The organism is Cryobacterium sp. TMT1-2-1 (assembly GCF_004403955.1).
Taxonomy (GTDB): Bacteria; Actinomycetota; Actinomycetes; order Actinomycetales; family Microbacteriaceae; genus Cryobacterium; species Cryobacterium psychrotolerans.
Genome location: NZ_SOHC01000007.1, coordinates 1 through 12,833, shown reverse-complemented (window position 1 = coordinate 12,833; position 12,833 = coordinate 1). Strand labels below are relative to the sequence as shown.

Annotated in this window: 11 protein-coding genes; 8 read left to right on the top strand and 3 right to left on the bottom strand. The window is 70.8% G+C overall.

The features are described from left to right. The 3 genes from E3T33_RS01170 to E3T33_RS01160 form a co-directional block, all read left to right on the top strand. Window positions 1-711 (top strand): gamma-glutamyltransferase (locus E3T33_RS01170; RefSeq protein ID WP_241982783.1); only part of this gene is annotated, 711 nt, incomplete at its 5' end. Window positions 712-721: 10 nt separating this feature from the next. Beyond that, window positions 722-1,366, top strand: a complete 645-nt coding sequence (gene pcp / locus E3T33_RS01165) for a pyroglutamyl-peptidase I (RefSeq protein WP_092321328.1) — start codon at window positions 722-724, stop codon at window positions 1,364-1,366. 228 nt (window positions 1,367-1,594) lie between these two features. Further along, window positions 1,595-4,405 (top strand): cation-translocating P-type ATPase, encoded by a 2,811-nt coding sequence (locus tag E3T33_RS01160; RefSeq protein WP_134574564.1) that lies wholly within the window; start codon window positions 1,595-1,597, stop codon window positions 4,403-4,405. 117 nt (window positions 4,406-4,522) lie between these two features. Here E3T33_RS01160 and E3T33_RS01155 read toward each other — a convergent pair whose 3' ends face one another. Together E3T33_RS01155 and E3T33_RS01150 are read right to left on the bottom strand one after the other, a co-directional pair. Beyond that, entirely contained in the window at window positions 4,523-8,116 is a 3,594-nt protein-coding gene (locus E3T33_RS01155; protein ID WP_134574563.1) for a bifunctional RecB family nuclease/DEAD/DEAH box helicase, read from the bottom strand. A gap of 193 nt (window positions 8,117-8,309) precedes the next feature. After that, on the bottom strand, window positions 8,310-9,296 hold the full coding sequence (locus E3T33_RS01150; RefSeq protein WP_134574562.1) for a hypothetical protein: 987 nt from the start codon (window positions 9,294-9,296) through the stop codon (window positions 8,310-8,312). Window positions 9,297-9,462: 166 nt separating this feature from the next. Between E3T33_RS01150 and E3T33_RS01145 the strand changes: the two genes are divergently transcribed. Continuing rightward, the gene (locus E3T33_RS01145) at window positions 9,463-9,855 is read left to right on the top strand and encodes a GNAT family N-acetyltransferase (RefSeq protein WP_338419133.1); all 393 of its coding nucleotides are present in this window, start codon (window positions 9,463-9,465) and stop codon (window positions 9,853-9,855) included. A gap of 198 nt (window positions 9,856-10,053) precedes the next feature. Here E3T33_RS01145 and E3T33_RS01140 read toward each other — a convergent pair whose 3' ends face one another. Beyond that, window positions 10,054-10,827 carry a DarT ssDNA thymidine ADP-ribosyltransferase family protein gene (locus E3T33_RS01140; RefSeq protein WP_241982782.1) on the bottom strand — a complete coding sequence of 258 codons (774 nt, stop codon included), beginning with the start codon at window positions 10,825-10,827 and terminating at the stop codon, window positions 10,054-10,056. Here E3T33_RS01140 and E3T33_RS15100 point away from each other — a divergent pair. From E3T33_RS15100 to E3T33_RS01125, 4 genes are all read left to right on the top strand, one after another. Continuing rightward, on the top strand, window positions 10,808-11,002 hold the full coding sequence (locus E3T33_RS15100; RefSeq protein WP_166784354.1) for a hypothetical protein: 195 nt from the start codon (window positions 10,808-10,810) through the stop codon (window positions 11,000-11,002). The genes E3T33_RS01140 and E3T33_RS15100 overlap by 20 nt on opposite strands. Before the next feature lie 333 nt (window positions 11,003-11,335). Further along, window positions 11,336-11,791 (top strand): GyrI-like domain-containing protein, encoded by a 456-nt coding sequence (locus E3T33_RS01135; RefSeq protein ID WP_092321156.1) that lies wholly within the window; start codon window positions 11,336-11,338, stop codon window positions 11,789-11,791. Then, window positions 11,788-12,243: a GyrI-like domain-containing protein gene (locus tag E3T33_RS01130; protein ID WP_092321155.1), complete on the top strand. Its 456-nt coding sequence runs from the start codon at window positions 11,788-11,790 to the stop codon at window positions 12,241-12,243. The genes E3T33_RS01135 and E3T33_RS01130 overlap by 4 nt, the downstream gene beginning before the upstream one ends. Window positions 12,244-12,401: 158 nt before the next feature. Next, window positions 12,402-12,713: a putative quinol monooxygenase gene (locus tag E3T33_RS01125; RefSeq protein WP_134574560.1), complete on the top strand. Its 312-nt coding sequence runs from the start codon at window positions 12,402-12,404 to the stop codon at window positions 12,711-12,713. The last annotated feature ends 120 nt before the right edge of the window (window positions 12,714-12,833 follow it).

Sequence of the window (12,833 nt, the reverse complement as noted above, 5' to 3'; positions counted from 1 at the left end):
CGTGCGGGCGAGCCGGCCGCGCCCACGACTGCGGGCGAGGCGACCGCGTCCCGCGACACGGGCGAACCGATGGCCGCGCCCCGGGACGCGGGCGAGCCCACCGTCGCGCCCACCGGCGAGACGCGCGGCGACACCTGCCACATCGACGTCGTCGACCGGTGGGGCAACATGGTCTCGGCCACCCCATCCGGCGGCTGGCTGCAGTCCTCCCCCACCATTCCGGAACTCGGCTTCTGCCTCGGCACCCGGCTGCAGATGACCTGGCTCGAAGCCGGGGCACCCTCGACGCTGGCCCCGGGCAAGCGCCCGCGCACGACCCTGACCCCCACCCTCGTGCTCCGGGACGGCAAGCCCGTCGCGGCCGTTGGCTCCCCCGGCGGAGACCAGCAGGACCAGTGGCAACTGCTATATCTGCTGCGCACGATCGTCGGCGGCTACTCGCCGCAGCAGGCGATCGATGCGCCCGCGTTCCACACGACATCCATACCGGAGTCGTTCTGGCCGCGCACCTGGACCCCCGGCGGCGCCGTGGTCGAGGACCGCCTCGGCGACGACGTCATCGCCGACCTCGAGCGACGCGGTCACCGCGTCACCCGGGCCGGCGACTGGTCGCTCGGACGCCTGTCCGCGGTCACCAGCGACCCGCACACGGGCCTGCTCGGTGCCGCCGCCAACCCGCGCGGCGCGCAGGGCTATGCGGCCGGCCGGTAGCGTGGCATACGTGACCTCAATTCTGCTGACCGGGTTCGAGCCGTTCGACGGCGAGACCGTCAACCCCTCCTGGCAGGCGGTGCTGCGCGCGCAGGCGCTCTGGGACGGGCCCGAAGACGTGCACATCGCCGAGATCCCGGTCGACTTCGAGGCCTGCGACCGGGCACTGGCGGACGCGCTCGACCGGTTCCGGCCCGACCTCGTGATCGCGGTCGGCCAGGCCGGCGGGCGGCCCGGGATCTCGGTCGAACGCGTCGCCATCAACGTCGACGACGCCCGGATCCCCGACAACGCCGGCTTCCAGCCCGTCGACGCCCCGATCGTGCCGGACGGGCCCGCCGCCTACTTCAGCACGCTGCCGATCAAGGCCTGCGTCGAGGCACTCACCCAGGCGGGCATTCCGGCATCCGTGTCCCAAACCGCGGGCACCTACACCTGCAACCACGTCTTCTACCGGCTGATGCACACGCTGCAGGCCGACCGCCCGGATGCCCGCGGCGGCTTCGTGCACATCCCCTATGCCCCCGAGCAGGCTGCCGCCCGCGACCAGCCGAGCATGTCCGTGGAGCTGGCGGCCCTCGCGCTGCTGGCCATCGTGCGCACCAGCCTCGATGTGGCAGTCGACACGCGCGCGCCCGGCGGGGCGCTGCACTGAACCCGCGCTAACCCTGCCGGCCCGCCCTGCCCTGCCCTGCCCTGCCCCCGCCCACACCACGCCTGGTTTGAGTCGCGGACAAAGTACCTTCCCGCGCGAAAGGAAGGGTGTTTGTCCGCAACTCAGCGGCTCTCGCCGCGCGAGAGGCGTCACCCTCGCCCCGGCTGCAGCGGCCGACTCGCGAGTGCGACAGACTGATCTCATGGCCACGGACAAATCTCACTGAGCATGGGAGCAGAAGCAGCGGAACCCTCGCTCGTCGACCCCTCCCTCGTTGACGCCGACGACATCGCCCGCGGGCTCGAGGTCGACCCCGCCGTCGGCCTGAGCGACGCCGAGGCCGCCCGGCGCCTGGCGCGCGACGGCCCGAACGAGCTGCGCGGGGTCCCGCCCGTGCCGACCTGGCGCAAGATCCTCGCCCAGTTCCACGACCCGCTGATCTACCTGCTGCTCGTGGCCGTCCTGGTCTCCATCGGCGCGTGGATCTTCGAGCGGGCCGCCGGGTCCGGCGCCTGGCCGATCGACGCGATCGTCATCGCCGCGATCGTTGTACTGAACGCCGTGCTCGGGTTCGTGCAGGAGGCCCGCGCCGGCGACGCGGTCGCCGCCCTGTCGACGATGACCGCAGCATCCTCTACCGTTCTGCGCGCCGGCGAACTCGCCACCGTTCTGAGCGCCGACCTCGTGCGCGGCGATGTGCTCGCGCTCGGCGAGGGCGACCACGTGGGTGCGGATGCCCGGCTCCTGTCCGCGAGCGCGCTGCGGGTGGCCGAGGCCTCCCTGACCGGCGAAAGCGAGGCCGTGGGCAAGGTAGCCGACACCCTGCCCGCCGCGGCGCAGCTGGCCGACCGGCTGAACATGGTCTTCAAGGGAACTGCCGTCGTGGAGGGCGTCGGCCGGGCCGTCGTGACCGGCACCGGCATGGACACCGAGGTCGGCGCCATCGCGAGCATGCTCGACGCCACTCCCGCCCATGTGACGCCGCTGCAGAAGGAGATCGAGCGCATCAGCCGTACCCTCGGGGCGATCGTCATCGGAATCGCCCTCGTCGTGATGCTGACGATCGTGCTCGTGCAGGGCGTCTCCACCCCCGCCGACTACGTGACCGTGTTCCTGCTTGGCATCTCCCTCGCCGTCGCGGCCGTGCCCGAGGGCCTGCCGGCCATCCTGTCGGTCGTGCTCTCGATCGGGGTGCAGCGGATGGCCAGGCGCAACGCGGTCGTCAAGAACCTCAAGTCCGTGGAGACGCTGGGGTCGGCATCCGTCATCTGCGCCGACAAGACCGGAACCCTGACGAAGAACGAGATGACGATCGAACGGGTGCTGACCGCGTCCGGCGCGGCCCGGGTGACCGGCGTGGGCTACCGGCCCGAGGGCGCGGTGCTGGATGCCGACGGTCGGCCACTCGAGGACCCGCGCCTGCACGCCGAGGTGCTGCGGACGCTCGGCATCGGGTCGCTGGCCGGGAACGCCCAGCTGCTCGAGCACGACGACGCGTGGGAGATCCAGGGGGATCCCACCGAGGCCGCGTTCCTCGTCGCCGCGGGCAAGCTCGTCGGCACGAACGGCCAAGTCGCCCGGTTCGACCGCCTGGACGAGGTGCCGTTCACCTCCGACCGCAAGATGATGTCGACCCTGCACGAGGAGAAGGCGGACGGCAGCCTCCGGATCTTCAGCAAGGGCGCCCCCGATGTGCTGCTCGAGCGCTGCAACCGTATCCAGCTGGGCGAGGAGGTCGTCCCCCTCGACGACGAGCGCCGGCGGCGAGCACACGAGGACGTGCGGGCGCTCTCCGCGCAGGCGTTCCGCACCCTCGGCGTCGCGTACAGCCACGTCGATCCGGGCAGCACGCCGATCGACGAGTCACACGAGCACGACCTGATCTACACGGGCGTCGTCGGCATCATCGACCCGCCGCGCGACGAGGCCACCGCCGCGATCGCCGAAGCCCACCGCGCCGGAGTGCGAGTGATCATGATCACGGGCGACCACCCGGGCACGGCCGCGCGCATCGCGAGCGACCTCGGCATCGTACCGCCGGGATCGACGGCCGTGTCGGGGCTCGAACTCGACCGTCTCGACGAGCCGGGCCTGGCGGATACCGTGCGCCAGACATCCGTCTTCGCCCGCGTTTCGCCACGGCACAAGCTGCGCATCGTCGACGCCCTGCAGGCGAACGGGCAGATCGTCGCGATGACCGGGGACGGGGTGAATGACGCCCCGGCGCTGAAGTCGGCGGACATCGGCGTCGCCATGGGGATCACCGGCACGGCGGTGACCAGGGAGGCCGCCACGATGATCCTCGCCGACGACAACTTCGCCACCATCGTCGTGGCGGTGCGGCAGGGCCGGGTGATCTTCGACAACATCCGGAAGTTCCTGCGCTACCTGCTCTCCTCGAACATGGGCGAGGTGCTGACCGTGTTCCTCGGCGTGCTGTTCGCCGGGGTGCTCGGCCTGTCCGGCGCGAGCAACGAGGCCGTGGTGCTGCCACTTCTGGTCACCCAGATCCTCTGGATCAACCTCGTCACCGACTCGGGCCCGGCACTGGCGATGGGCATCGACCCGGAGATCGACGATGTGATGGCACGCCCGCCCCGGGCGCTCACCGACCGGGCCGTCGACGGGCGCATGTGGTTCGGCATCCTGTCGACCGGCATCGTGATGGCCGTCGTGACGCTCGCGACGATCGACCTGTTCCTGCCCGGCGGGCTGCTGCCGGGAGAGGACACGCTCGACGTGGCCCGCACGGCCGGCTTCACCACCCTCGTCTTCGCGCAGCTCTTCAACGCGTTCAACGCTCGCTCCGAAACGAGCAGCGCGTTCCGCCGCCTCTTCGTCAACCGGTGGCTGTGGGGCGCAATCGCGCTGACCGTGCTGCTCCAGGTGGCCGTGGTGCAGCTCCCGTTCCTGCAGGTCGCGTTCGGCACCGCGCCCCTGGATGCCGAGCACTGGCTGATCTGCGTCGCCCTGGCATCCGGCGTCCTCTGGGTTGAGGAGTTGCGGAAGGTCGTGCTGCGCGCGCTGGATCGGGCCTGAGGGTGTGTGGCCCGGGTTGACTTGCGGAGAAAGTACCTTCGTTCGCGCGGGGAAGGTACTTTGTCCGCAACTCAACCGGGGCTGGGTGCGCTGGGTGCGCTGTGCGGGCTGCAGCGACTACGCCGCGGGCTCGACCAGGGTGATGAACGCGCTGAGCTCCGCGACGCCGGCCGGGGTCACCGGCAGGTAGTCGGTGAGCGCCGGCGAATAGACGAGGAAGGCCGCCCACTTGGCCCGCGAAATCGCGACGTTCAGCCGGTTCTTCATGATCAGGAAGGACATCCCGCGGGGCACGTCGTTGACCGAGGATGCCGCCAGGGTGACGATCGCGATCGCCGCCTCCTTGCCCTGGAACTTGTCCACGGTGCCCACGCGCACGTGCGAGTAGCCGGCCGCCGCGAGGGCGTTCCGCACGGTGCCGAGCTGCGCGTTGTACGGGGTCACGACGATCATGTCGTCCTCGCAGAGGGGCTCGCCGAAGCGGTCCTTGGTCGGGTCGGTCCAGCTCGTGCCGAGCAGCCGGCGGACCAGCGCGACCACTTCGGCGGCTTCCTCCGGAGATTCGACCGCGTTGCCGACGTGCCGCACCGGCACCACGTGCAGGCCCGGCTCCACGCCCGGCAGCGAGCGCGTAGCGGCGTCCGGATGCGACCGCAACTGTCCCTCATAGGACAGGCGCGACACCGGCGCGGTCACCGCGGGGTGCATCCGCCGGCTCTCGGCGAGGAAGTAGCCCAGCTCCTCCGGCAGCACGTCGTGCCCGGCGCTCACCCAGCCGAGCGCGGACTGGTCGATCGGTTCGGGGTGCGTGCCCTGACTGACCTGCGGCAGCTGCTGCGGGTCACCGAGCAGCATCAGGTTGCTCGCGCCGACGCTCGCCGCGATGGTCGAGGCCAGAGAGAACTGGCCGGCCTCGTCGACGACGAGAAGGTCGAGGCTGCGGCGGGGAATCCGCGCGGGATTGCTCAGATCCCAGGCTGTGCCGCCGACGACGAACCCCGTGACGGCGTTGTCGAGGCCGAAGAGAAGCTGTCCGTCCTTGGCCAGAACGGTGAAGGCGGCATCCGCGGCGGCGTCGGGCGAGCTGCCGGTCTGGGCGACCTTGCCGACCAGGCTCGGGTCGAGGCCCGCCTTGACGATGGCATCGAGCAGGGTTTCGACGACGGCGTGCGACTGGGCGACGACGCCGACCTTCCAGCGGTGCTTCTGCACGAGGGCGGCGATGACGTGCGCGCCGAGGTAGGTCTTGCCGGTGCCGGGCGGTCCCTGCACGGCGAGGTAGGACCGGTCGAGGTCGAGCAGGCTCCTGACGACCGCGTCGATCCGGTCCCGGCCGTGCTCATCGGACGGGGCCACGGGCGCCAGCGCGCCGGAACGGGTGCGCGGCGGGACACGGCGCAGGATGTCGACCATCGGGTCGTTCGGCCACCCCGGCTGGGCGTCGACGATGGCCTGGGCCCACTCGTCGATTGCGGGCTTCTGGCTGCCCGCCTTGGGCGGAGCGGACGGGGCGAGCGCCATCGGCCGGTGAGAATGGGGCGGGACATCTTTGCCCAGGGTTTCCTCGACGAGCACGCTGCCGTCGTCGTCGACCGCGAGAATCTTGACCGGCTTGGCGCAGCGGGATCCCGCCTCGGCCTTCGGGTCGAGGAACGGCCCCGGGTAGTCGTAGAGCAGGTACGGCCCGGCCTGTTCGCCTCGTTTGACGCTGCTGCCCGGCGCCCACTGCCCGCGCAGCCACAGCTCGCGCCGGTCGACGCGCTGGCCACCCTCCCGGTACCAGTCGCGTGCCAGGCGCACGTCGTGGATCTCGAGAACGTCCCGGGTGTCGCGCCAGACCTCGATCGGCTGCGCGAGGCGGGCGAAGTGCCCCCACCAGAAACTCTTCTGTTCCCGGCGGTGGTAGTCGATCGCGGCGGCCGCGAACGCCGCCGCCGTCTGCTCGGGGCCGCGGTCCGGGTCGAGCGGGTCGCCGGCGAGCGCGAGCAGCGACTCGCGGAGCGGAGACGGCTCAGGCTCCGCGACCTCCTTCTCGGGCTGCATCGCCCCGATCGGGATGCCGCGCTCGGCCGCCCGGGCAAGCAGCCAGTCGCGCAGGCGGAGCGTGGACACGCAGTCGTAACGGTTGTAGTCGGCAATGGAGTCGAGCATCCGTTGCCCCTCGGCGGCATCGCCGGTGACCTGCTCGTCGCGCGCGGCGACGTACGCGGTGATCGAGTCGGCCGCGTTCGTGACGCCCTCCTTGTCGCGGATTTCGTCGCCCATGTACAGCGGCTCGAGCTTCTTGATCGAGTACGAGTGCGACCCCACGCGCATGGCCTTCTTCACGACCGGGTACAGGTCGACAAGCACATTGCCCTGCAGCAGCTGGTCGACCTCGTCTTCGCCGACGCCGTGCCGGGCGGCGATGGTCAACAGGTGCGTGCGCTCGTAGGAGGCGTAGTGGTAGACGTGCATGCCCGGGAACTCGGCGCGGCGGGCGCCGAGGTAGTCGAGGAAGTCGCGAAGCGCCACACGTTCCTCGGCCCAGGTATGAGCCCAGAAGGCGCGGAATGTTTCGTCGGGCTCGACGAGTCCGAAGAGGTAGTCGAGGCCCCAGCTCTCGCCGGCGCCCTCGGTGTAGAGCGGATCACCCTCGAAGTCGAAGAAGATGTCGCCCGGGTTGGGTTCGGGCAGCACGGCCAGCGCCGACGGGTTGTAGAGCTCGACCGGCGGCGGCTGGTTCTCGACGGCGCTGACCTGCAGGCGCGCCTGGGCCCGCAGCGCGGCGAGCGTGCTGTCGGCGATGCCGGGGATCTCGCTCGTCGGGCTGGGCTGGTGGGGCGTGGCGGGGGTGGCGGGGGTGGCGGGGGTGGCAGGCGTGGCTGCTGTGCCTGTCGTGACTGCTGTGGCAGGCGTGTCTGCTGTGCCGGGCGTGGCGCCCGACGCCGCGAGCGCGTCGATCGTGAGGATCCCGGCCTCCGCAAGCCGCGCGCGCTGCGTCACGCGCATGCCGGCGACGAGCAGCACGTCGCGGTGACCCTGTACTTCGCCCTCGCACACAGCGCAGCGGCCGCAGACCGCGTAGCGCGCGTCGCCCCAGGCCACGGGCGCGGTGTCCGCCATGCGCTCGGCGATGATCTGCAGCAGTCGGGCCCGGCGTTTGCGGTACACGGGCAGGATGTCGACCAACCGGTGCTCGCTCACGGTTCCGTCGCCGAGCAGCAGCTGCACGGTGTCGGCGGTCTCGAAGCCCAGGGACTCGAGCTGGTCCGCGTAGGCGGCGAGCTGGAGCAGCGCGGTGACCCGGGCGCTGCGGGCGAGCTTCGTGTCCTGCACGAGGTACCGTCCGTCGGGCTGGCGCACGATGAAGTCGGCGAAGCCGAGGAAGTTGTCGCGGAAGAAGGTCGCCTGGAAGACGATGTCGGCACCGCCGCGGAACGCTGCTTCGGTGGCCGCCACCGCTGCCTCCAGGGCGCCGTCCGCGCGGGTGTCGGGCCGTTCGATTTCGACGACTCCCTCGCCGAACCTGGCCCGGTAGCCCTCGAGCACGCGGAGTTCGTGTTCGTCGCCGAGCACGCCGGTGCGCTCGAGCATGGCGTCGGCCTTCTTTTCCACCGCGGCGATCCGGTCCAGTTTGGCGTCGAGGGAGCGCAGGAAGGCAAACTCGCACTTGGATGCCGTGGTCAGGTCGCTCGCGCTGGTGACCACACCGCCGTTCAGCAGGTACATAGCTCCCCCTCCGGTCGCTCTCTGTCGAGAGTATCGGGAGGGTCTGACATCCGTTGCCCGGGCCGTCTCGCTCTTGCCTGCGCTCCCACCGTTGAGGTGCGGACAAAGTACCTTCCCGCCGCTCGGGAAGGTACTTTCTCCGCAACTCAGCGGGGCAGGCAACTCAGCGGGGCAGGCAACTCAGCGAGGCGGGTCAGTGGGGTGGGCGCCGCGTTCCGATCCACCCACGGGCCCGCAGTCGCAGCTCGATGCGCGCGATGAGCGCGGACGGATCCTGCAGGTCATCGTCGGTGAATTGCAGCATCTGCCAGCCGTGGTTCTCCAGGTTTCCGACCCGGCGGATGTCCCGGCGCCATTGCGCCCGATCCGTGCGGTGGTGATCTCCCTGGTATTCGAGCAGCAGCCTGAACTCGGGGTAGGCGAGGTCTGCCCGGGCCAGGAGGCGCCCCCGCGGGTCGTAGATGTTGAGGTTGCATTCGGGTTCGGGCAGTCCGCCGAGCACAATCAGCACGCGCAGCTTCGTCTCGCGCCGCGACTCGGACCGGGTGCGGATGAGCGGGAGGGCCTCGCGCGCGAGGGCGAGGCCGCGGCGACTCGGGTAGCGGGCGACGGCATCCGCCAGCTCGTCCAGCGTGGCCAGCGGCTGCCGCCACTGCACGAGGTGGTCGCCCGCCGCGACGAGGTCCACGAGGGCGAGCCGGGCCGCGAGGTCGAGCCAGGTGCGCGCGGGGCCGGTGAAGCGGAGGCCCCGCCAGAACACGATCTCCTCCGGCCGGATGCGCATGCTGTGCCCGATCACGCCCCGCGCGTCCATGGCCCGGGCGGGCGCGGCGATCCCGACGTGCACCGGGGGCGCCGACTCGAACGCCCGCGGCAGCGGAAGCCGCAGCAGCCGGGCCGCGGTTTCGTGCGTGAAGAAGGCGTGCGGGGGCATCCGCAGGGCGAGCGCCCGGCAGAGCGCCTCGAGAGCGGTGAGGCCGTCGGAGGATGCGGCGGCGTGGGCTGCGGGCGCGGGCGCATCGGCTGCGTCGCCGGGCGGGGCAGGTGAACGGATGCCCCAGAACGGCCGATGCAGGTCGGCTCCCCTCAGCCGCGACGCGCCAACCCCGGCGCTTCGGGCAGCTGCGATGAGGAAGGGGCGATCGGCGAAATCGTCGGGGAGCGGAACCCGTGCTGTCATGTCATGGAGGATGCCGTTTTCGCGCCCCCGGCGTGCGAATTGTCCACAGGCCACGCGCCCACCCGGTTGAGATGCGGAGAAAGTACCTTCCCGCGCCCGACGAAGGGTCTTTGTCCGCAACTCAAACTCGGATCGGGGAGGGTCGTCGAAGGCTGATGTGGTGCTGATGGATTCGCCACGCCGGCGTTCGCCACGCCCGCCACGCCCGCCAGGCCCGCGAAGCCCGCGAAGCCCGCTGAGTGCGCCACGCCCGCCGAGTACGTACGCTGAAGCCATGGCCCACGAATTCGCGCACGAACCGGATGACCGTCGCTACACCCTGCGCGTTGACGGCCAGCTGGCGTGCATCGTCGACTACGCCATCAACGGCAACATCATCGCACTCACGCGCACCTACACGCAGCCGCCCCAGCGAGGGCACGGCTACGCAGCCGAGCTCGTGGAATTCGCCGTGACCGACATCGAGGCCACGACGGACTATCGAATCGTGTCGAGCTGCTGGTACGTCAGCGCATGGTTCGACCAGCACCCCGAACGCACCGGGCTCCTGGCCCGATAGCGCGCGCCGCGGGCCCACGAGCCCGCGACATCCGCCGCGCGGCGCTGAGTTGCGGACAAAGTACCTTCCCGCGCCCGACGAAGGTTGTTTGCCCGCAATTCAGTTGGAAGATGCCGCGCGTGGGAGGAGATGCCGCGCGTGGGAGGAGATGCCGCGCGTGGGAGAGGCTCCCGCGCGTGGGAGGAACTGCCGCGCGAACTACTCCGCGGACTCTTCCGCGGGCTGGAACCACGGCGGGTACACGGCGACCTTCGGCCGGTGCGACGACGCCGCGAGGATGGGCTTGACCAGGTCGCGAACCTTGTCGTTGGCCACGCCGATGAGCGTCACCAGCTCGAACGGGAACGTCTCCTCGATGAGGAACTCTGCCTCGAGGATCGCCGGGGACTCCGGGTCGGCGCGCAGCTTGCGCAGCTTGCGCAGCTTGCGCAGCACACCCTCGGCATCCGCTCGGGTCGTGCCGAACCGGGTCAGCACGCCCGCGGCGTCGCCGTCGGCGGCAACCACGCCGGCCGAGGCGGCGACGGCTGCCGACTCGGGAGCCGATGCTGCCGATTCCGCAGCCGACTCAGGCGCCGACTCAGCGGCTGCGGCCTGGGCGTCGAGCGCCTTCCTGACCGTGCTCACGAGGATGACGAAGTCGAAGGGGGCCGAGCCGTGGGCATCCAGCGCGAGGCGCGGGTCGTCGCTGCGCGCACGGATGCTGTCCCAGACGCTGGCGTCCGGCGAGAGGAAGAACGGCACGTACTTCGCGACGCTCAGGCTGCCCTGGCCCGACACGAGGATGGACCGGCGGGATTCGCGGGTCTCGGCCGAGGAGATGTCGACGGCCGGACGGCCTTCCCAGGCCTTGCTGGCATCGGCCAGGAGGGCGCCGCTGCTCAGGACGCCAGCCAGGTTGCTGATGTGGGTGACGTGGTAGATCCGCTGCTCGCCGACGTCGGCCGGCGTTTTGGCGGATGCCCGCGGCACGGCAGCAGTCTTCGTCGCCCGGGTGGGCTTCGGCTCGGCCCTCGGGGTGCGCAGCGCCGTGGGAGCGGATGCTTCGCGTGCGCGGCTGGCCCGCTTGGAGACCCCGGAAGCCGAGGAGGCCCGCGAAACGGGTGCCGAAACGGAAGCCGTGGGGGCCGCCTTCGGGAAGCACTGATCGCAGAGGTTGCCTTCGAGCCCGTGAATGCATTCGTCGTTCAAGTAATGACCTTTCGTAGCGTGGCGCCCCTGCCCCACCTGTCAACGTTACGTTCATTTCGAGCTCAGCGGGGACAGAACGTCGTCAGAACGACCCGACCTGGCGGCCCGGGGGGAGGAAATAGTTCGGTGGACGAGGCTGAGGGCCGGGCCTGACACGGCGCCACCGGAGGGCGGCGCAGGGCCGTGGACTGGCTTTCGTCCCCTTTCGACCGCCTCGGGCCCGGACTACATTGGCCACCGTCGGCCTCGCTCGGGGCCAGGCATCCGCTATCGCAGCCAGGGAGCCAGCATGAAAGCCGAGAAAGTCGATCTCGAGCCGCGCACCATGATGGGGGTGCACGAGGTCATTCCGATCACCGCCATGGTCGACTACTTCGGCCGGGCATTCACAACGTCGGCGGCGGAACTGGGCAAGCAGGGCGCGTATCCGGCCGGGCCTGCGATTGCCCTGTACCACGGCAAACCCACGGACGTCGTGGATGTGACCGCGGGGTTCCCGGTCGAGCAGCCGGTCACGAGCACGCCGGAGGCGAGCGTTGTCACTCTGCCCGGCGGGCCGGCGATCCAGACCGTGCACACCGGGTCGTACGACAGTATGACCGGCACCTACGACGAGCTGATGGCCTGGGTGACGGAGAAGGACCTGACGATGTCGGAAGACATGTGGGAGGAATACCTCACCGGCCCCGAGACCGATCCCGACCCGTCGACCTGGACCACCCGGATCGTCTGGCCGCTGGCATGAAGGCCGAACGCGTCGAACTCGAGCCGCGCACCATCCTGGGCGTGCACGAGGTGATCCCGATGACCGCCATGACCGACTTCTTCGGCCGGGCGCTCACGACCGCGTTCGCCGAGGTCGGCAAGCAGGGCGTCGCCCCCGCCGGCCCCCCGCTCGCGCTGTACCACGGCATGCCGACCGACACGGTCGACGTGACCGTGGGATTCCCCGTTGCCGAGCCCGTCACGAGCACCGCGGATGTCGTCGTCGTCACGCTCCCCGGCGGTCCGGCGATCCAGACCATCCACACCGGGTCGTACGACGGCCTGGCCGGCACCTACGGGGAGCTGATGGCCTGGGTGGCGGAGCAGAAGCTCGAGCTGGGCGAGGACATGTGGGAGGAATACCTGACCGACCCGGACAGCAGCCCGGACCCGTCCACCTGGCAGACGCGGATCGTCTGGCCGCTGGCCTGAGCGGCGTTCGCCCGGATGCCGCCCGGGCCCGATCCCCGGGCCGGAACCCGGGGCGACCAGCGAGCCGTAATTGGGCGAGAATGGTGCACTCCGCGGAACGCGCCCTCGGACGCACCAACTGCGCCCCCGTACTCGCCAACCAGTCAGGTCAGGAAATCATGTCCATCGTTGTCACAGCCGTATTCACCCCCAAAGCTGGCGCCTTCGACCAGGTCGTCGCCGCCCTGGCCCCGGCCATCGCCGAGGTCCACGAGGAGCCCGGCTGCCTGATCTACGCGATCCACGAGGCCCCGAACGGCCAGGTCATCATGATCGAGTCCTGGGAATCCGCCGAGCTGCTCGACGCCCACGGCGCGGGCGACGCGGTCAAGCGCCTGAACGCAGCGCTCGTCGGGCTGCTCGAGGGCCCCGTCGAGGTCACCCGCCTCGCGCCGATCCCCGCGGGGAACGAGCTCCAGGGCGCGCTCTGAGCTAGCAGTTGGGTCTCGACAGGCTCGACCACCGGGCGGGGCGTCCGCCGGGGCGGGGCGCGACCGCCCGCGACCGGGCTCGACCAGCGGGGCGCGACCGCCCGGGCGGGGCGCGAGCAG